This is a genomic window from Sulfitobacter sp. HGT1 (assembly GCF_013282155.1).
Classification (GTDB): domain Bacteria; phylum Pseudomonadota; class Alphaproteobacteria; order Rhodobacterales; family Rhodobacteraceae; genus Sulfitobacter.
Genome location: NZ_BLWI01000004.1, coordinates 21204 through 41041, shown reverse-complemented (window position 1 = coordinate 41041; position 19838 = coordinate 21204). Strand labels below are relative to the sequence as shown.

The following is a 19838-nucleotide window of genomic DNA, read 5'->3' as shown; positions in this document are numbered from 1 at the left end:
GGGTCTTTGCTGAAAGGAAGACAGATGAACCACCCCACAGACGAAGAAATCGGTGCCTATATTGGTGCGGCTGGCAAAGCAGCTTGGGAGGTTCCTGACCTGCCAGCGGATACGAAACTGCGCGAGATCAAATCCGTTGGCATCATCGGTGCCGGCACGATGGGCGGCGGCATCGCGATGAACTTTGCCACGGCGGGCATTCCTGTGACCATCGTTGAAACCACCCAAGAGGCGCTGGATCGCGGGCTGAAAGTCGTGCGCGGCAACTATCAGCGCAGCAGCGACAAGGGCCGTTTCCCGCAAGACGAAGTCGAAGCGCGCATGGACCGTTTCAACGGCCAGCTCGAAATCTCTGCCCTTGCCGATTGCGATCTGGTGATCGAAGCCGTGTTCGAAAACATGGAGCTGAAGCGCAAGATTTTCACCGAACTTGACCGCGTGATGAAGCCGGGTGCCATTCTGGCAACCAATACATCCGCGCTGAACATCGACGAAATCGCCGCGATGACCAAGCGGCCCGAAGATGTGATCGGGTTGCACTTCTTCTCGCCCGCCAACGTGATGAAACTGCTGGAAATCGTGCGCGCGAAACATACGGCTGATGATGTCGTCGCGACGTCGATGGATCTGGCGAAAAAGATTAACAAGATCGCGGCACTGGTTGGTGTGTGCCCTGGTTTTGTGGGCAACCGCATTCTGTTCGCGCGCCAAATTCAGGCGAATAAACTGCTGGCCAAGGGTTTGATGCCTTGGGATGTGGATGCCGCGTTGAATGCCTTTGGCTTTAAAATGGGGCCGTTCCAGATGTCAGACCTTGCCGGTCTGGATATCGGTTGGTCCAAAGGGGCCAAGACCGACAACCCGATTCGCGATGCGCTGTGCGAAATGGACCGTCGCGGCCAGAAGACCAAAGCCGGTTTCTACGACTATGACGAAACCCGCCGCCCGATCCCGTCGGACGTGGTGGCTCGCGTGATCAAGGACATTACCGGTGCTGAAGCATCGTCAATGTCAGCGGATGAAATCATCGAAAGCTGCATCTATCCAATGATCAACGAGGCCGTCAAAATTCTCGAGGAAAACAAGGCGCAGCGCCCGTCCGACATCGATGTGGTCTGGCTGAACGGCTATGGCTGGCCCGCCGACAAGGGTGGTCCGATGTTCTATGGTGACATGGTCGGTGCGCAGGCCGTGCTGGACGTGATGGAACGTCTGGGTGCCGAAGACCCCGCCTTTGCCCCCGCGCGACTGCTGCGTGATCTGGCGAAAAGCGGCGGCAAATTCACCGAGATTGATACCGGAGGGCTGAAAACATGAGCTATGAATTCATCAAGACCGAGAAAAAGGGTCATATCCTGATCGTCACCATGAACCGGCCCGAAGTGTACAACGCCGTTCATGCCGAAATGCATCAGGAAATGAGCGATTGCTGGGATGCTTTTGCCGCAGACCAGGATCTGTGGGTCGCGGTGCTGACCGGTGCGGGCGACAAGGCGTTTACCGCAGGCAATGACCTCAAGGCCACGGCATCGGGCGGGTCCAAGAAAACACTGGCCTCGACGGGTTTTGCCGGTTTGTCCTCGCGGTTTGATCTGGAAAAGCCGATCATCGCTGCTGTGAACGGGTTCGCCATGGGTGGCGGGTTTGAAACCGCGCTGTCTTGCGACATTATCCTTGCCGCCGATACGGCCAAGTTTGCCTTGCCCGAAGTCAAAGTGGGCTTTTTCGCATCTGCCTCGGGTGTGCAGCGTTTGTCGCGCTACATCGGGCGCCTTGCCGCGCAAGAACTGATGCTGACGGGCCGCACCATCGACGCTGCCGAAGCGCTGAAACTGGGGTGTTGTAACGAAGTGGTGCCCGCCGACCAGTTGATGACCCGTGCGATGGAACTGGCGGAACAGCTTTGCTCTGTCTCGCCGTCGTCGGTCAAAGCGACCAAGCGGATTTTGAACAGCATGAACGTGGCCGAAGGCCTGCCTGAAAGCCTTGAGTACAGCCGTGTCGTCCAAGGCGAACTGGCACAGACCGAAGATTTCAAAGAAGGCGTTCAAGCCTTTGTCGAGAAGCGTAAGCCCAACTGGGTCAATAAATAATAACCGAAATTAACAGCCGGGAGGCACCGAATGTCACATAACGAAGCAATGGCCGGAATGAACAATCTGGAAATGTCTGAAAAGGCCAAGCCGCTTTTGGCAGCCGTGATCAAACATATCCGCGAAAACGTCGATCCGATTACAGATGAATATTTCCGCCTTGGCGAAGGCCGTGCCGATCGCTGGTCCTATGGGCCAGGTCAGCTTGAACTGCTGGAAACCGCCAAGAAAAAAGCGCGCGAAAGCGGGCTGTGGAACTTCTTTTTGCCCAATGCCGAAACCGGCGAAGGTTTGTCGAACCTCGACTACGCCTATATCGCGGCCGAGCTTGGCAAAAGCCCGCTGGCAGCTGAATCGCTGAACTGCTCTGCGCCCGACACCGGCAACATGGAAGTGTTGGAACGCATCGGTACGCAAGAACAGAAAGACATGTGGCTCAAGCCGCTTCTGGCAGGCGAAATCCGGTCGGCCTTTGCGATGACCGAACCCGATATGGCGTCCTCGGATGCCAAGAATATCTCCACCTCGGCTGTTCTTGAGAATGGCGAGTGGGTGATCAACGGCGAGAAGTATTACATCTCCGGTGCCGGTGATCCGCGTTGTAAGATCATGATTACAATGGTGAAAACATCGCCTAACGCCGAACCCTTCCGCCAGCAGTCGCAGATCCTTGTGCCTGTCGACACACCCGGTGTTGAAATCGTAGGCCCGATGCATGTTTTCGGCCATGATGATGCGCCACACGGGCATATGCACATCAAATTCACCAATGTCCGCGTCCCCGAAGCGAATATTCTATGGGGCGAAGGCAAGGGTTTTGAAATCTCTCAAGTGCGTCTTGGACCTGGCCGTATCCACCACTGTATGCGGTCCATCGGTGCGGCAGAAAAGGCGTTGGATCTGATGATCGAACGCGGTCTGAGCCGTGAGGCATTTGGCAAAAAGATCATCGACCTTGGCAAGAACATGGAAACCATTTCCCGCGCCAAGATTGAAATCGAAGCCATGCGTTTGATGGTTCTCAAAGCGGCCAAGGCGATGGACGTGCTGGGCAACAAAGAAGCCCGCATCTGGGTCAGCATGATCAAAGCGATGGTGCCAGAAAAAGTATGCGACATCATCGATCAGGCCATGCAGGTTCACGGCGCCACAGGTATTTCGCAATGGTCCCCACTGTCTGGCATGTACACCGCGCAGCGCACCCTGCGCTATGCAGATGGCCCTGATGAAGTGCACCACCACGTGATCGCGCGCGCAGAGGTCAAGGATTACAAAGAATCCAACCTGCGCACATCCCGCGCCCGCGAAGAAATCGCAACAGGTCGGACACGGGGCGGCGTATGAGCCTGTTTGACCTGACCGGAAAGGTGGCGCTGTTAACCGGTGCCTCCAAAGGCATGGGGCTGGCGATGGCCAAGGCCCTTGCCGAACAAGGGGCGACTGTTGTCATTTCGGCGCGCAAGCAGGATCAGCTTGATGCTGCTGCCGCTGAAATCAACGCGCTTGGCAAAGGCCAAGCATTCGGCGTGGCCTGCAACGTGGGCTACAAGGATCAGCTGCAAGCCTTGGTCGATGAAACCCACAAAGTTGCGGGCAAGATCGACATCGTGATCGGCAATGCCGGCGTGAACCCCTATTACGGGCCAACGTCGGAAATCCCTGACGATGCCTATCAGAAAACCATGAACGCCAATGTGCAGTCCAACCTGTGGCTGGCGCAGATGGTTGCCCCTGACATGGTCGAAAAAGGCGCGGGATCGATGGCGTTTACGTCCTCCATCGGGGCGTTCAAACCGTCCGTGATGCTGGGCACCTATGGCATGTCCAAGCTGGCCTTGATCGGGCTGGTGCGCAACCTTGCGGCTGAGTTCGGTCCGAAAGGCATCCGCTTTAATGCTATTTGTCCCGGCCTTGTTCGCACCGAATTTGCGCGCGAACTGTGGGACAATCCCGAAGTCGAAGAGCGCATCAAAAACGACATCCCGCTGCGCCGTTTGGGTGAGCCTGATGATTTCGCGGGCCTTGCCGTATTCCTGGCCTCTGATGCCAGCCGCTACATGACCGGTCAGGCGCTGACCGTGTGTGGCGGATCGAACATGTGGACGTGAGGGGCTGATATGGAACTCAAAGACAAGATTATCGTCGTCACCGGTGCGGCAAGTGGTATCGGCAAGGCGATGGCCATTCGGTTTGCTGCCGAAGGCGCCAAGAAAGTCGTTTGCGTCGATCTGAACAAGGACGGCGCGCAAGAGGTTGCTGATGGCATCGGCGGCGTCGCGTTTGGCGTTAATGTTGGCGTCGAGCAAGAGATCGCGGATATGATTGAAGCGGTCGAAGCTGATATTGGCCCGATTGATTTGTTCTGCTCTAACGCGGGGATTTTGACGGCTGGCGGCATGGAAGTATCCAACGACGATTGGCAGCGGATTTGGGATATCAACGTGATGTCTCATGTCTGGGCCGCACGTCATCTGGTGCCCCGCATGACCGAACGCGGGGGCGGCTATCTGTTGAACACCGCGTCGGCGGCAGGCTTGCTGAACCAGGTCGGCTGCGCGCCTTATGGCGTGACCAAGCATGCGGCGGTTGCCTTGGCCGAATGGCTGGCGATGACCCATGGTGATGACGGGATCAAGGTTTCGGTGCTGTGCCCACAAGCGGTGCGCAGCGAAATGACCCGTGGCCACGAGGAATCTGTTGCGGCTCTGGATGGCATGCTAGAGCCTGAACCCGTCGCAGAAGCCTGTGTAGAAACCATCCGGAACGAGACGTTCCTTGTGCTCCCTCACCCGCAGGTGTTGGACTATATGCGCAAGAAAACCGACAATTATGATCGTTGGATTGGCGGGATGCGCAAGCTGAACCGTCAGTTTGGTGACATCCGCAACCCCAAGAAAGCATCCTCATGATCGGGTACACAACAGTTGGCACTGCCGACATGGAACGCGCCAAAAAATTCTATTGCGATCTGTTCGAAAGCAAAGGTGCCAAAGTGCTGGTGGATGCAGGGCGCATCGCCATGATCGGCACAGGCCGTGGCACACCGATGATTGCGGTTTGCGAGCCTTACAACAAAGAGGCCCCCACCCCCGGCAACGGTGTGATGGTGGCCTTCACGGCCGAGACGAAGCCCGAAGTGGATGAAATCTATGCCCGCGCGATTGAACTGGGGGCGACCTGTGACGGCGCTCCGGGTCAGCGCGTGCCCGACCGTTTCTACGGCGCATATGTCCGCGACCATGATGGCAACAAGCTGTGCTTTTTCAAGTTCGCTTAACCTAAAACGCTGCCGTCCGCTTTATGCGGGCGGCAGATCATAGACGCGGCGCGCTGTGCCGGAAAACAGCGCCGTCTTTTCGCCTTCCGTCTGATTGGCTGACATCTTCTTGAACGCGTTCCAGATCACCGGATAGCTGACAGCGGTGCGGTCCACCGGAAAGTTGCTTTCAAACATGCAACGGCTTGGCCCGAATACTTCCAACATATGCGCATACCATTTGCCCTGCACCTCGACGATTTCATCCGAGGAAGGCGGCGTATCGCGGTGCATATAGCCATAACCATTGTCCGGCATGCACAGCCCGCCCAGCTTGGCCATCACGTTGGGGCATTCAGCCAGTTCGGCCATGTGATCCTTCCACACCTTGAAAATCTCGTCACGCTTGCCCTCGAACCGGCCAACACCCAGCGGAGTACCAAAGTGGTCAAGGATCAGCGTCGTGCCAGGAACCGCGCGGGCCAGATCAAGAAATTCCTGATGCTGATGGTGGTAATGCCAACTGTCCAGCGTTAGCCCGCGTTCGCCCAGTATCGCCGCCCCGCGTCTGAAGTCCGGGTCACCATATTGGTTCGGCACCCCGCGCCCCGGAATGGCAAGGGTTGCGGGTTCGGGATCGCGGGCACCGGAATTGCGGATGCCTTTGAACAAGCCCTGTCCCGCTTCGGCGTGCGCATCCAGCGCTTCGTGCAGCAGCGCGGGGTCCAGCACCAGTTCGGTTTGCCCGATGATCCCGGCGATCTTGGCTTGCCCGTCTCCAGCAGTCGCTGCCATCCGCGTGACTTCGCGTGTTTCAGCAACCGATTGCAGATGTGCCGGTGCCTCCAGATCCCAGTAGGACCGGCATTCGATGTACATTGTCTGCACAACATTATGCCCCGATCCGGTATCCCGCCACAGCGCGTCCATCTCGTAAACTGCCGGGTTTTCATCGGTGCCGTGCCGCCACAGGTGATGATGCGGATCGACGATTTCGCGGTCAGGGTCGATGATGGGTTCATCCACCAACCCCAGCCAATCGTCACGCAGTTCAATGCCCGGGTGCCACCCCGGATAGCGGCCACCGGACTGGGTCATCAGGTCTCTTTCTTCTTGTAGGGACGCATCAGGCCTTCCTGGGCCGTACTTGCCGCCAGTTGGCCATTTTGGTTGTAAATCAGCCCGCGGTTAAACCCACGTGCCCCGCCCGTGAACGGCGCATCAAGTTCGTAAAGATGCCAGTCTGAAAAATCGATGGGCGCATGAAACCACATGGCATGGTCAAGGCTGGCGGTCATCACCTTGCCCTGAAACCACGTCAGCCCGTGCGGGCGCAGCGACGACCCCAGCAGGTTCATATCGGACGCATAGGCCAGCAGACATTGCTGCATGATCGGCGATTGCCCCTTGGCTGCTTCCATCCGGAACCAAAGATAGTTCTTGTCGGTGGTTTTTTCAGGCTCGAACAGATCGCGCGGATCGACTTCGCGGATTTCGATCGGGCGTTCGCGCAGGAAATCATCGCGGTATTCTTCGGGGATCTTGTTGATATACGGCTCGCGCAGGTCGGGGCGGTCCAGCCAATGTTCGGGGCCTTTCACATCCGGCATTGCGTGTTGGTAATCCCAGCCCTCTTCTTGCACATGAAAAGAGGCGGACAGGTTGAAAATCTGCTTCCCGTGCTGGATCGCGACAACCCGTCGGGTGGTGAAACTGCCGCCGTCGCGGGCGCGGTCGACCTGATAGATCACCGGAATGGACGGATCACCGGGGCGGATGAAATAGGCGTGCAGCGAATGGCACATCCGGTCGGGTACGGTGCGATAGGCGGCCATCAACGCCTGTGCGATGACATGGCCGCCAAAGATGCGTGTCGTGGTTTCGCCGCCCGACCCGATGCCGCGAAACAGGTCGACCTCAAGCTGTTCGATGTCGAGAAGTTCAAGCAATTGGTGGGCGGCATCTGTCATGGATTAGTCCTTTTGGGCCGCCCGCTTTGCGGCATAGGCGATGTAGAAATCAAAGCTGTCCGGATTGGCCATTGAATCGCGGTTCACGACCTTTTCGGGATCTTGGCCAAGCAACAGCTTTTTCACCGGAACCTCAAGCTTTTTGCCCGAAAGGGTGCGCGGTATTTCCGCGACCTCGATGATTTCGTTGGGGATAAAGCGGGCCGACACGTTCTTGCGGATAGCTGCGTTGATCTTGTCTTTGAGCGCATCATCCACCGCCACGCCCTTTGCGGGAACCACAAACAACGGCATGAAGCTTTCGCGCCCGAGAAATTCGAGGTCAACGACAAGGCTGTCCATCACATCGTCAAGACCTTCGACCGCTTGATAGATTTCAGCACTGCCAAGACGCAGGCCCTTGCGGTTGATCGTGGCGTCCGACCGGCCATAGATGACGGATCCGCCTTCTTCGTTAATCTCGATCCAGTCGCCGTGACGCCAGACACCGGGATAGGTGTCGAAATAGCTGTCGTGCAACCGGCTGCCATCGTCATCGCCCCAGAAAAACAGCGGCATCGACGGCAGCGGTTCGGTGCAGACCAATTCGCCGACAACGCCGGTCAATTCAGTGCCGTCTTCGTCAAAGGCGCGCACGGCATTGCCAAGCGCGCGGCACTGCATTTCCCCTGCGCGCACGGGCATGCCGGGGTGCCCCAACACGAAAGCCCCGGCCAGATCGGTGCCGCCGGAAATCGGGGCAAGCCACACATCGGCTTTGACGTCGCGGTAAATCCAGTCATAGGCGTCAGAGCTAAGCGGCGATCCTGTCGACCCCAGCGATTTCAGCGCGCTTAGGTCGACTTCCTCTCGCGGTTTGATGCCTGCCTTCATGCAGCCGCTGAAAAACGCGGCACCTGCGCCAAAGAAATCCAGCTTTTCATCCGCAACAAATCGCCAGATCACCCCCATGTCGGGATGGTTCGGTGCCCCGTCGAACATCGCGACAGTGGTACCCTGGCCAAGGGCGGTGAACTGCGAATTCCACATGATCCAGCCCGAAGACGTCAGCCAGCAATAGCGCCCGCCGCGTTTGAAATCATGGTGCAGCGATTGCTTGGACGATTCCAGAATGATGCCGCCATGCCCATGCACGATGGGTTTTGGGTTGCCCGTGGTCCCCGACGAATAAACGATCCAAAGCGGATGATCGAAGGGCACTTGGGTCGAGGAATATTCCGCCTTGTCATGCAACAACTCATCCCACGCGATATGGCCTGCGGGCAGGTCACCGACAAAAGGCACGGTGATACATTGAACAAGGCTCGGCAGTTCTGCCTCGATGCCTGCCAGAATTTCGCGGCGGTCGATGGTTTTGCCCGCGTGAATATAACCGTCTTGAGCGATCAGCACTTTGGGTTCGATCTGTTTGAACCGGTCCAGAATGGCGACGTGGCCCATATCAGGCGCGCACAGAGACCAGATTGCGCCAATACTGGCCGTTGCCAGAAAGGCGATCATCGCGGTTTCGGTATTGGGCAGCACAGCAACCACGCGGTCGCCTTTTTCGACGCCCATGCCGCGCAAACGCGCAGCAACACTGGCGACTTGCGCGCGCAGGTCCGACCATGACAGCACCTTGCGACCAAAGGTTTCGGATTGCACGATCAGCGCGTCCCCGTCGGGTTGGCTGTCCACGTGCTTCATAATCTGATCGGTGAAGTTCAACATGGCACCGGGGCACCATTCGGCACCGGGCATCTGGCGTTTTGCCAATACTTTGGTGCATGGCACGCTGGCCTTTACGTCGAAAAATTCCCAGATCGCGCCCCAGAAAGCATCCAGATCATCCACACTCCACCGCCACATGGCGTTGTAATCCGCAAAGGTCAGGTTGTGTTTTTCCTTCAGGAAACGCTCGAACGCGGCCATCGTCGATGCGGCATAGCGTTCTGGCGTTGGGGTCCAAAGGATATCGTTCATGTCATCGCTCCGTGAATAAGGGCCTTGAGCTGTGGCCGCGCAGGATAGGAACTGGACGGGGCAAGCTGGGTAAAGAATACAACGGATAGATCCAGCACCGGATCAACCCAAAAGAAGGTGGAAGCCATGCCGCCCCAGCTGAAGTCACCCACGCTTGACGGGACACGCACGCGGCCGGGGTTCATCACAACAGCGCCGCCAAGGCCAAAGCCCATGCCTTCCATCGGTTGTTCGGCAAAGCTGGCCGGACCCATCGACGCGATGTCGCCGGGCAGGTGGTTGCGCATCATGAAATCCAGCGTTTTTGGCGAAATCAGCCCAGCCCCGCCGGTGCGCAGCATTTCGGTAAACTTGAGGTAATCATCAATGGTGCCGACCAAACCGCCCCCGCCCGAATGCATTTCGGCATTCAGGAAAGGCGATTTTTCGGGCCGGTCCACACAGCGCAACGTGGGTTCAGACGGTTTCGCCTCGTTCAGCGCATAGGCACTGCCTGCCAGCGGGGTATAAAGCGCGGCAAAGCGATCTTGGGCACCTTTGGGAACGGAAAATCGGGTTTCGTCCATGCCCAATGGCCCAAGGATTTCGTCGACAAAAAACTGCTCAAGCGTTTTGCCTGAAACAACCTCGACCACACGGCCCAGCACATCGATGCTGACCGAATATTCCCAACGGCTGCCGGGCTGGAAGGCAAGCGGCAGGGCGGCAACACGGTCGGTCATTTCCGCCAGTGACCCCTGATCAGCGCGAAACAGGATGTCGTGTTCATCCATCGCCTTGGCCAGCACACCGGGGTTGAACGGATAGCTAAGCCCCGACGTATGGGTCAGCAGGTGGTGCAAGGTCGGCGTCTGGCAGGGTTCGGTCTGGCCAATGCGCGTGGCGCGGGGGATCAGGCATTCCATCTTGGCAAAGGCGGGAATGAAATCCGACACAGGGGCATCCAGATGGAAAAGCCCGCGTTCTGCCAGCATCATGATCGCGACCGACGTGATGGGTTTGGTCATCGAATAGATGCGCGCAATCGTGTCGCGCTCAAAGGGTTTGCCGGCTTCCACGTCGCGCTGGCCGGTCGCGTTGAAATACACTTCGCGGCCCGCTTGCGCCACCAATACAGAACACCCCGCAAAACGGTTGTGATCCACATAGCTTTGCATCCAGTCGCCGATACGGCCCAGCCGATTGCTATCGAAACCCATAAAAAATCCCCCTAAGACGCATCAGCGCCTCAGGAGGATGAGGCCGCCAGAAGCGACGTTTTTCTAACCGGCAGAAGCGATCCGAAGATCAGACTTCGAGCCATTCCTTGCGCACATCATCACGTGCTTTCAATTCGGCAGGCGTGCCTTCGAACACAACCTGACCGTGGCCCATGACATAAACACGATCCGCAATATCCATCGCGATGGACAGCTTTTGTTCGACCAGCAATGTTGAAATACCGCGGTTTGCGATTTCTTTCAGCACTTCGGCGACCTTTTGAACCATCTGCGGGGAAAGCCCCTCGGTTGGTTCGTCAATCATCACCAGATCGGGGTCGCCCATCAGCGTGCGGCACATGGTCAGCATCTGCTGTTCGCCACCCGACAGAACCGACGCTTCGACATCGGCGCGGCGGTCAAGGTTTTCAAACATTTCGAACATGGCCTGCATCGACCAACGGCCCGCGCCATCCTTTTGGCCCGGTTTGAGGCCCAGCGTCAGGTTCTGCCGCGTGGTCAGACCGGGAAAGATATCGCGGTTCTCAGGCACATATCCGATGCCCATGTTGGCAATTTGAAACGCCTTCTTGCCGGCGATTTCCTGACCCTGAAACTTGACCGATCCGTGCGGTTCGACTTCGCCCATGATGGCCTTGCAAGTGGTGGAACGCCCCACCCCGTTGCGGCCCAAAAGGGCGACGATCTCGCCCTCGTTTACATTCAGATTCACACCCTGAAGGATGTGAGATTTGCCATAATAGGCATGCATATCGGTGACTTCGAGCATCATTAGTGTTCTGCCTCCAATGCAGCGCCAAGGTAGGCTTCTTGAACGCGTGCGTCGGCGCGCACGTCTGCGGGTTTTCCTGTGGCGATGATTTCGCCATAGACCAGCACCGAAATGCGGTCGGCCAGACCAAAGACCACGCCCATGTCATGTTCAACCATGATCAGGGTTTTACCAGCCGTCACCTTGAGGATCAGGTCGGTGATGTAATCGGTCTCGGTGTTGCTCATCCCTGCTGTGGGTTCATCCAGCATGATGACATCAGCGCCACCGGCAATGGTAATCCCGATTTCAAGCGCGCGCTGTTCGGCATAGGACAACGTGCCAGCCGGAAGATTGCGCCGCTCCAGCAGGTTGATCTGGTCCAAAATGGCCTCGGCACCTTCGGTCAGATCGCGCTTGCTGTTGACCAGATGCCAAAAGCTGTACTTGTACCCCTGCGACCAAAGCAAGGCACAGCGCACGTTTTCAAACACGGTCATCGCCGGAAAGATGTTGGTGATCTGGAAAGACCGGCTCAGGCCTTTGCGGTTGATCTGGAAGGGTTCCAGCCCTGCCAGATTTTCACCATGCAGCTTTACCGTACCTGCCGTCGGCGCAAACCGTGCGGTGATCAGGTTGAACAGTGTCGATTTACCGGCCCCGTTCGGGCCGATGATGGCGTGGCGTTCGGCTTTTCCGATGCTCAGGTCAATGCCGCGAATGATCTCGGCCTTGCCAAAGCTTTTCTTGAGGCCGATTAGTTCAAGGGCTGGTGTGCTCATGACGCGCCTCCTGCTGTGTTTGCTTCGTTCCACGCTTCTTTCAGGCTAGGTGCTGTGACCTTGGCGATGCCAAGACCGATCACCGTGATCGCAATCGCAATGACCCAAGGTAGGACATCGTGGCTGTTGAAGGTTGTCCAAAAGAGCGTCATTTCATCGTCACCTGTTGCGGCATGGCGGAAATGGAATGTCATTTCGACCAAAGCTGCCAGACCCAACACGCCAATTGCACCGGGCAACAACGTCTTGAGGTAGGGCATGACAAGACCGCTGGACTTGCCCAGTTTGAAGGCAGGGACGTGCATCATGATCAATCCGGCCAGGCCACCCGGAAAGAACATCACTGTCGCAACAAACAAGACACCCGCATAAAACGCCCATAGCTCAGTCGAAAGGCTAAGAACCGTCTGCAGAAGGGTAAAGGCAATCGCTCCAATGATCGGCCCAAAGAAGAAGCCAACGCCGCCCAAGAAAGTCACCAGAAGGATCACGCCGGAAGACGTGGTGTTCAGGTTTTCTTCGGTCAGGATTTCATAGTTGATCGCGAAAAGCCCGCCCGCTATGCCGCAGAAAAAGCCCGATGCGATAAAGCTGTAGTAGCGGACCCACCGCGAGGAATAGCCAAGGAATTCAGCGCGCTCGGGGTTGTCGCGCACCGCGTTCGCCATGCGGCCAACCGGCGTGCGGCTCCAAAGATACATAAGCACGGCGGAGATCACGAGCCATGCGATGGTGAGGTAATACACTTCGATCTGCTGCAGGAATTCAACGCCAAAGAAGGGCTGCGCATAGGTTCGGTCGCCGCTGATCCCTTCTTCGCCACCGAAAAAGGCAACGATGATAACGGAACAAGCCGCGATCAGTTCACCGACCCCCAGAGAGATCATGGCGAATACCGTACCGGCAGACCGCGTCGAGAACGAGCCGACGATCATCGCCAGGCCCATGCCGAACAAGCCGCCAAAGATTGGCAGGATGACCAATGGAATGGATTCAAAGAAATCCGACATGTTCATGATGTGCATACAGGCGAAGCCGCCCACACCCGCATAAACCGCATGACCAAAGGACAGCATGCCCCCCTGCCCCAACAGCATGTTATAGGCCAGCGCGAACACGATTGTGATCGACATCTGGTTCATAATTGTGAGCGCGGAATTGTTGGTGAAAACCGCCGGCAGGAACACCAGAACCAAAATGGCAATCAGCCAGGGGGCCAACGTCATTGTCATGGAACCAGCGCGCATTCTTTGCGCCGGTTTCGATGGATCAGTGGTAATCTGCTCTTTATAGCGCGCGCCTTCTGGAACGTCGTGTTTAGGGTCTGATACTGTCATGACTGGCGCTTTCCGAAAAGACCTGCTGGGCGGAAGATAAGGATCAGCACCATCAGGATATAGGGTAGAATATCAGCGATCTGCGGGCTTGTGAGGCTCCAGAAATCGCGAAAGACGCTGTCGCTCAGGTTTTCAGGTGTTGAAATCCCGATGGCGTTCAGCACGTCTTCCATTTCGATGTTATAGGATTTGGCAAAGGTCGTGATCCAACCGATCAGCAGGGATGCAACCAAAGCGCCCCAAAGGGACCCAAGTCCGCCGATCACAATTGTCACAAACACGATAGACCCAAGCACAAAAGCCATGCCGGGGAAGGTGCCAAGGACAGGGCCGGCAATAACGCCAGCCAATCCGGCAAGTGCCGTCCCGACGCCAAACACACCCATAAAGATCAATGGAACGTTATGGCCCAATGCCTCGACTGTGCGAGGATAGCTTAGCGCGGCCTGAATGATCATACCAACGCGGGTCTTGGTCAGAATATACAGCAGACCAATAAAGATCGCGACCGAGATGAAGATCATAAAGATTTTATACGCAGGGATGGAGTTGCCAGAGATGGCGAAGGCGGTGAAGTTCAACACTTCGGGTACCGAATAAGCCATCTGGTTCTTGCCCCAGATGAATTGCACCATTTCTTCGATCAGCAAAGCCAGACCAAAGGTGAAGATCAGTTCGGGTACGTGGCCATATTGGTGAACGCGGCGCAGGCCATAGCGTTCAACACCGGCACCCAGCACACCCACCACAATTGGCGCTATCAAAAGCCCCATCCAGAAACCAAGCGCTAGGCTGATCTGGTAAGCGAAGTATGCGCCCAGCATGTAAAAGCTGGCATGGGCAAAGTTCAAAACACCCATCATCGAGAAAATTAGGGTCAGACCGGCGGAGAGCATGAACAACAGCAATCCAGTTACCAGCCCGTCGATCAGATTGACGAGAATGAGGTCCATTAGGCCCCTCCAGTAGAGTGGTGGTGAATATCAGAGAAAATCGGCCCGCCAGGGTCTTCCCGACGGGCCGTCAAAACGCGGGTTAAGGGCGCTTCATTTCGCAGGTTGTTGGGCTGTCCATCGATGCCATTTCAACTGTCGATTCTGTCAGAACACCGAAGCCGGAGTTGTCATAATCAAAGTCGAGGCCTTCGTTCGTGTGAACACCAACATGCATGTCCTGGATCGCTTGGTGATCCTGTGGGCGCATAAAGATCTTGCCGCCCCACATGCTGTCATACTCCATACCTTCCAGCTTGCTCGCAACCGCTACAACGTCAGTTGCGGTGCCCGCTTCGGTGATCGCTTCGGCCAGCATGCCGATAACGTTGAAGATACGGCTTTGGTCGATGTTGCCTTCAGGGTATTTCGCCTCGAACGCTTCATATGTCGCACGTGCTTCATCGGTTGCGATCGGGTTGATCCCACCTTGGGAAATCAAACGGATGCGACCCTTGCCGCTTTCGCCGAATGCACCCGTGATACCGGAACCAGCTGCGTAGTAGGTGTAGATCGGGCCGGTAAAGCCGTTTTCGATGACTGACTTACCCAGACCCAGCATGTCTGCGCCCCAGTTACCGGTGATAACCGCATCGGCACCCGAGGATACGATTTTGCGGGCGTAAGGCGTGAAGTCCTTAACCTTGCCGATTGGGTGCAGTTCGTCGCCAACGATTTCGATGTCGGGGCGCTTTTCACCGAGCATCTTGTTTGCAGCAGCGGCAACGGCCTTACCAAAGGAATAGTCCTGACCGATCAGGTATACTTTTTTGATGCCTTCGTCTTGCGCGATAACATCGGTCAATGCGTCCATTTTGATGTCGGCGTTGGCGTCAAAACGGAAATGCCAGAAGTTACACTTTTCGTTTGTCAGGGCCGGGTCAACAGCGGCGTAGTTCAGGAACAGAACACGGCTGTCGGGGTTGCGTTTGTTGTGCTTGTCGACGGCTTCGGTCAGCGCGTTCGCAACACCCGAGGAGTTACCCTGTGCAATATAGCGAATGCCCTGGTCGATCGCGACCTGAAGCTGGATCAGCGATTCTTTCGGGCTGATTTTGTTATCAAATGCAACGATTTCCATTTGGTCGCCGCCGAGCAGACCGCCTTTCGCGTTGACCATATAGTCAGCAGCGAATTCGAACTGGTGCAGACCATTTGTGCCGGTGCTTGCAAACGGGCCGGACAGTGGGTCGATAAATGCAATTTTGATGTTTTCGGCAAAGGCTGCGCTTGCGCCCAAGACCAAAGAAAGCGCAGAAACCGCGCCCAGTTTAGTGATATTTTTCATTTTAATCCTCCCAAGGACGGCCCGGCGCTTTGATGCGATTTTTTTGAATGCCAAGCCTTGGCCGAAGCCTTGCATAATGGCCTCCATTGTCAAGCGCCTCTGTTCAAAAGTTGCGGCAAACGGGGCCAAGTTATGTCATATGTTGCGCTGCCTTTCTCGTGCCCAAGATCTGCGCAATTTTGGACGCTCCGCCCAATTTCAAAGCAATATACCCGCTAACATCTTGTAACTTATGTGATTTTCAGAAAGTCCAAAATTTGCATATTTGCATCCAAAATAGACGGCATCCTGACAATTGTCCGGCAGGATTGATCCAGCAATTTTTTTTGCCCTTACGTCACTTTTTTGCAGGTGTGCAGATTGATTGTCGTGGAATCCGGTATGTGGTTCGCAATGCGACACAAAACCCGCCGCAAGAGAGGCCCCGACGCGTTGTAAATTGATTCTGAACAGTAATTGTTCTGCAAAGGTCCGGGGGTCAGTACCGGATGCTGATGGCTTCCGCCGCTTTGATCAGACGTTTCGCATAGACTGTCTCAAGCTGCTTTTTCTTGACGTGAAATGCCGGGCCGCCAATGTTCAGGCCGTAAACAATCGATCCGTTTGGCGAAAACACGGGCACCGCGATGCCATTCACATCAGGCCGCCAGTCCCCATAGCTGGAACAGAACCCTTTTTCCGCAAACTCCGTCACAGCAGCGGCATAGCTTGCCCGCCCGCGCGCCTCTAATTCGGGATCAGTCTGCGCAGCGATCGCAAAGGACCGCTCGCGCATGACGTCGTCCATGCCGACCATGATGGCCCGCCCGATGGCGGAATCAAACAATGGCAAACGGGACCCGACCCGCATTTGCAGCGCCACGTCCTCGCGGGACCGCTTGGTACAGACATAGACCACATCCAGCCGGTACGGCTCTCCTATGGCGACGGTGATATAGGAATTCGGGCCGTCGCGCAGCGCCTTCATTTCTTCGCCAGCACGGTCGCCGATTTCCATGCTGGTCAACACACCAAAACCTAATTGCAGGACCCCCGCGCCCAAACGGTAGGTGCCCGTACGCGGATCAACGACAAGATAGTCAAGCTCGCACAGCGTATGGGTCAGCCGTGATACCGTCGCCTTTGGCAGCCCCGTTCGTTCTGAGAAATCGGTGTTCGTCAGGGCCGATTCATTGGCACGAAAACACCGCAAAACGTCAAGCCCACGCGCCAAAGCCGTGACAAAGTTTCTATCCTTTGCCTCTGACGGGTCGGTCGCGAACTCGTGGTTTGCCATCTTATTTGCTATCCAATGCTTTCAAACCGTTGGCCGCAAAGACCGGCACATAGGCCCCGACCTTCATCGCGCGTTCGGGGTTCGACGCGTTACCATCCAGCGCGCGCTTTAGCACACCCTGAATGATCGCCGCCATGCGGAAGAAACAAAACGCCAGATAGAAGCCAAAGTTATCAATGTCTTTCAGGCCACGGCGCTCGCAATATTTTGCGATAAACTCTTCATCCGTCGGCACGCCAAGCGTTTTGCGATCCGCGCCGCCGAAACCGCGGCCTTCGGGGCCTGCGGGCATCTGCCATTGCATGATAACGGCGGCCAGATCGGCGTAAGGGTGGCCGATCGTCGACAGCTCCCAATCCAGCACGGCCAGACATTTCGTGCCGTTCTTTTCAAACATCATGTTGTCGATACGGTAATCGCCATGCACCAGCGTGCGCTGGCCGTCATCCGCCGGAATGCTGGCGGTCAGACGCTCAATCAGCTCGTTCATTGCGGGCTGGTCTTCGGTTTCGGACGCGCGGTACTGTTTGGTCCAGCGCCCGACCTGACGTTCGTAATAATTGCCGGGAGGGCCGTAATCCGCCAGCCCGACTGCATTGATATCGACCTCGTGCAGGGCCGCCAGCACGCGGTTCATTTCATCCATGATCCCGGCGCGGGTTTCGTTGGTTTCGCCCGGCATCCGCGGGTCCATGAAATTTCGCCCGTCAACATGGTCCATGATATAAAACGCCGACCCGATCACATCGTCGTCTTCGCACAGCAAATGCATCTTTGACACCGGCACATCTGTGTCTTGCAAGGCCTTTTGCACACGGAATTCACGGTCGACCGCATGGGCGGATTTCAGCAAAACCCCTGGCGGTTTGCGGCGCAGCACAAAGTTGCGGCTGGGTGTTTTCAAAAGGAAAGTCGGGTTCGACTGGCCGGCCTGAAATTTGCTCACCTCAAGCGGGCCTTCAAACCCGTCCAGGTGTTTTTCCAGATAGGCAGTGACCTTTGGAATATCGAGCGTTTGCGTGTCCGTACTCATGAGTTCATCCCTTAACTATAGGTCAACATGCCAGCGGCGTCGCCGGACATCATATGCGGTGTTGCGTTGAATTCATGCAGAAAAAACGCGGTGTTGGTGAAAACAAATTTGGTGATCGACGTGTTCTTGATCTGGAGGTTCAGGGTCATCATCATCTTGTCCGGCGCGCTCAGTGATGCCGCTGTCAATTGCCCGATCACCCCGCCAGAGCTAACAGCCAGCACGCGGTCGGCCCCAACGGCACAAGCGGCAAGACGCGCAGCCTCGACACGGCCGGTAAAGGTGCCCCAGCTTTCCGACGGGTTTTCGATCTCATCGGCCTGCCATTGAAAAACCGTCTCGCGCAGGGTGCGAAAATGAACCTTGCGGTCGCCTTTAACCAGCTCAGGTACATCGCCTTTGTAGCGGGCATTCAGCAAGTCCTGAAAGTCGTATTCATTGAACCCTGCGTGTTCTTCGCCCGCCTCGAAACCCATCGAGGCAAGCGTTTCTTTTTGGCGGGTCAGGGTGCCGGTGATCGTACGATCCGGCACCCATCCCATGTCACGAAGGGCCTGACCAACCGCCGCAGATTGCCGGTGCCCGAGATCCGACAACTTGTCATAGTTGTCAGCCCCGAAAGACGCCTGCCCGTGGCGGATGACCAAAAGCTCTCCCATGATTGCTTACAGAACCTCGAACAGGCCAGCAGCACCCATGCCGCCGCCGACACACATGGTGCAGACAACGTATTTGGCACCGCGACGCTTGCCTTCGATCAGCGCGTGGCCAACCATGCGTGCGCCCGACATGCCGTAAGGGTGACCGATGGAAATCGCGCCGCCGTTCACGTTCAGCAATTCGTCAGGAATGCCCAACACGTCACGCGACTGGATCACCTGAACCGCGAAGGCTTCGTTCAATTCCCACAGACCGATGTCTTCGATCTTGAGGCCATGGGCTTTCAACAGCGGTGGCACGGCATAGATCGGGCCGATACCCATTTCGTCGGGCTCACAGCCGGCGGCCATCACACCCATGTAACGGCCCAAAGGCTGCAGGCCCATTTTCTCGGCCTTTTTGGCTTCCATGATCACGGTCGCCGATGCGCCATCGCTCAACTGGGATGCGTTACCAGCGGTGATGAACTTGCCTTCTTTGATGTGAATACCGTCGGAATGCACGGGCTTGAGGCCGGCAAGGCTTTCAGCGGATGTGCCGGGGCGGTTGCCCTCGTCTTTTTCCAGCGTGACTTCGTGCTCGGAAATCTCTTTGGTTTCTTTGTTCTGAACCAGCATCTTGGAGGTCAGAGGCACGATCTCGTCGTCGAACTTGCCTGCTTCCTGGGCCAGGTGGGTCAGTTCTTGCGAACGGGCTGCATATTCGTCCTGACGCTCGCGGCTGACGTTGTACCGTTCGGCCACGGTCTCGGCTGTTTCGAGCATGGTCATGTACAGTTCGGGCTTGTGCTCTTTGATCCAGCTGTCGGCTTTCACGCGCATTTCAGGTGTTTGCACCATCGAAATGCTTTCGACACCGCCGCCAATGACAACATCCATGCCGTCGGTGATAACCTGCTTGGCCGCCGTCGCAATCGCCATCATGCCAGAGGCACATTGACGGTCCAGCGACATGCCCGCAACGGTCACGGGCAGACCCGCACGGATCGCCGCCTGACGCGCGATGTTACCACCGGAGTGGCCTTGCTGAAGCGCGGCACCGATGATGCAATCCTGAATTTCAGACATGTCTACGCCAGCACGTTTCACCGCGTGGGCGATGGCATGACCTGCCAGTTCCTGAGGTGTCGTGTTGTTGAACGCACCGCGATAGGCTTTGCCAATCGGGGTACGGGCCGTTGATACGATTACTGCGTCACGCATGGTGATCTCCCTTTAA

The 19838-nt window shown here is 56.6% G+C and carries 19 protein-coding genes; 6 read left to right on the top strand and 13 right to left on the bottom strand.

Annotated features, from left to right (window positions below; all coding sequences use genetic code 11):
• The first annotated feature begins 24 nt into the window (after nucleotides 1–24).
• Genes HGT1_RS04290 through HGT1_RS04265 form a run of 6 tightly spaced genes read left to right on the top strand, consistent with a single transcriptional unit; the run spans nucleotide 25 to nucleotide 5370 of the window.
• Complete coding sequence (locus HGT1_RS04290; RefSeq protein WP_176248700.1) at nucleotides 25–1317, top strand: 3-hydroxyacyl-CoA dehydrogenase; 1293 nt, start codon at nucleotides 25–27, stop codon at nucleotides 1315–1317.
• Nucleotides 1314–2093, top strand: coding sequence for an enoyl-CoA hydratase-related protein (locus HGT1_RS04285; RefSeq protein ID WP_176248699.1), 780 nt, complete (start codon nucleotides 1314–1316; stop codon nucleotides 2091–2093). Before HGT1_RS04290 ends, HGT1_RS04285 begins: the two co-directional genes overlap by 4 nt.
• Nucleotides 2094–2150: 57 nt before the next feature.
• Entirely contained in the window at nucleotides 2151–3437 is a 1287-nt protein-coding gene (locus HGT1_RS04280) for an acyl-CoA dehydrogenase family protein (RefSeq protein WP_176248749.1), read from the top strand.
• The gene (locus HGT1_RS04275; RefSeq protein ID WP_176248698.1) at nucleotides 3434–4201 is read left to right on the top strand and encodes an SDR family NAD(P)-dependent oxidoreductase; all 768 of its coding nucleotides are present in this window, start codon (nucleotides 3434–3436) and stop codon (nucleotides 4199–4201) included. Before HGT1_RS04280 ends, HGT1_RS04275 begins: the two co-directional genes overlap by 4 nt.
• A gap of 9 nt (nucleotides 4202–4210) precedes the next feature.
• Nucleotides 4211–5002, top strand: a complete 792-nt coding sequence (locus tag HGT1_RS04270; protein WP_176248697.1) for an SDR family oxidoreductase — start codon at nucleotides 4211–4213, stop codon at nucleotides 5000–5002.
• Nucleotides 4999–5370 carry a VOC family protein gene (locus HGT1_RS04265; protein WP_176248696.1) on the top strand — a complete coding sequence of 124 codons (372 nt, stop codon included), beginning with the start codon at nucleotides 4999–5001 and terminating at the stop codon, nucleotides 5368–5370. Before HGT1_RS04270 ends, HGT1_RS04265 begins: the two co-directional genes overlap by 4 nt.
• Nucleotides 5371–5391: 21 nt before the next feature.
• Here the strand turns inward: HGT1_RS04265 and HGT1_RS04260 are convergent, their stop codons facing one another.
• From HGT1_RS04260 to HGT1_RS04200, 13 genes are all read right to left on the bottom strand, one after another.
• Nucleotides 5392–6447, bottom strand: a complete 1056-nt coding sequence (locus HGT1_RS04260) for an amidohydrolase (protein ID WP_176248695.1) — start codon at nucleotides 6445–6447, stop codon at nucleotides 5392–5394.
• On the bottom strand, nucleotides 6447–7319 hold the full coding sequence (locus HGT1_RS04255) for an acyl-CoA thioesterase II (RefSeq protein WP_176248694.1): 873 nt from the start codon (nucleotides 7317–7319) through the stop codon (nucleotides 6447–6449). The genes HGT1_RS04260 and HGT1_RS04255 overlap by 1 nt, the downstream gene beginning before the upstream one ends.
• Before the next feature lie 3 nt (nucleotides 7320–7322).
• A complete protein-coding gene (locus tag HGT1_RS04250) occupies nucleotides 7323–9281 on the bottom strand; it encodes an acetoacetate--CoA ligase (protein ID WP_176248693.1) in 1959 nt (652 codons plus the stop codon).
• Nucleotides 9278–10480, bottom strand: coding sequence for a serine hydrolase (locus tag HGT1_RS04245; RefSeq protein WP_176248692.1), 1203 nt, complete (start codon nucleotides 10478–10480; stop codon nucleotides 9278–9280). The genes HGT1_RS04250 and HGT1_RS04245 overlap by 4 nt, the downstream gene beginning before the upstream one ends.
• Nucleotides 10481–10568: 88 nt before the next feature.
• Nucleotides 10569–11273 (bottom strand): ABC transporter ATP-binding protein, encoded by a 705-nt coding sequence (locus HGT1_RS04240; protein WP_217902971.1) that lies wholly within the window; start codon nucleotides 11271–11273, stop codon nucleotides 10569–10571.
• On the bottom strand, nucleotides 11273–12034 hold the full coding sequence (locus HGT1_RS04235) for an ABC transporter ATP-binding protein (RefSeq protein ID WP_176248691.1): 762 nt from the start codon (nucleotides 12032–12034) through the stop codon (nucleotides 11273–11275). Before HGT1_RS04235 ends, HGT1_RS04240 begins: the two co-directional genes overlap by 1 nt.
• Nucleotides 12031–13371, bottom strand: coding sequence for a branched-chain amino acid ABC transporter permease (locus HGT1_RS04230; protein ID WP_176248690.1), 1341 nt, complete (start codon nucleotides 13369–13371; stop codon nucleotides 12031–12033). Before HGT1_RS04230 ends, HGT1_RS04235 begins: the two co-directional genes overlap by 4 nt.
• Nucleotides 13368–14324 (bottom strand): branched-chain amino acid ABC transporter permease, encoded by a 957-nt coding sequence (locus HGT1_RS04225; protein ID WP_176248689.1) that lies wholly within the window; start codon nucleotides 14322–14324, stop codon nucleotides 13368–13370. The genes HGT1_RS04230 and HGT1_RS04225 overlap by 4 nt, the downstream gene beginning before the upstream one ends.
• Before the next feature lie 82 nt (nucleotides 14325–14406).
• Nucleotides 14407–15651, bottom strand: coding sequence for a branched-chain amino acid ABC transporter substrate-binding protein (locus tag HGT1_RS04220; RefSeq protein ID WP_176248688.1), 1245 nt, complete (start codon nucleotides 15649–15651; stop codon nucleotides 14407–14409).
• A gap of 478 nt (nucleotides 15652–16129) precedes the next feature.
• Complete coding sequence (locus HGT1_RS04215; RefSeq protein ID WP_176248687.1) at nucleotides 16130–16927, bottom strand: IclR family transcriptional regulator; 798 nt, start codon at nucleotides 16925–16927, stop codon at nucleotides 16130–16132.
• 1 nt (nucleotide 16928) lies between these two features.
• On the bottom strand, nucleotides 16929–17960 hold the full coding sequence (locus tag HGT1_RS04210) for a phosphotransferase family protein (RefSeq protein ID WP_176248686.1): 1032 nt from the start codon (nucleotides 17958–17960) through the stop codon (nucleotides 16929–16931).
• Between the two features lie 11 nt (nucleotides 17961–17971).
• Nucleotides 17972–18619 (bottom strand): histidine phosphatase family protein, encoded by a 648-nt coding sequence (locus HGT1_RS04205; RefSeq protein WP_176248685.1) that lies wholly within the window; start codon nucleotides 18617–18619, stop codon nucleotides 17972–17974.
• Between the two features lie 6 nt (nucleotides 18620–18625).
• Nucleotides 18626–19822, bottom strand: coding sequence for an acetyl-CoA C-acyltransferase (locus HGT1_RS04200; protein WP_176248684.1), 1197 nt, complete (start codon nucleotides 19820–19822; stop codon nucleotides 18626–18628).
• Nucleotides 19823–19838 lie beyond the last annotated feature (16 nt).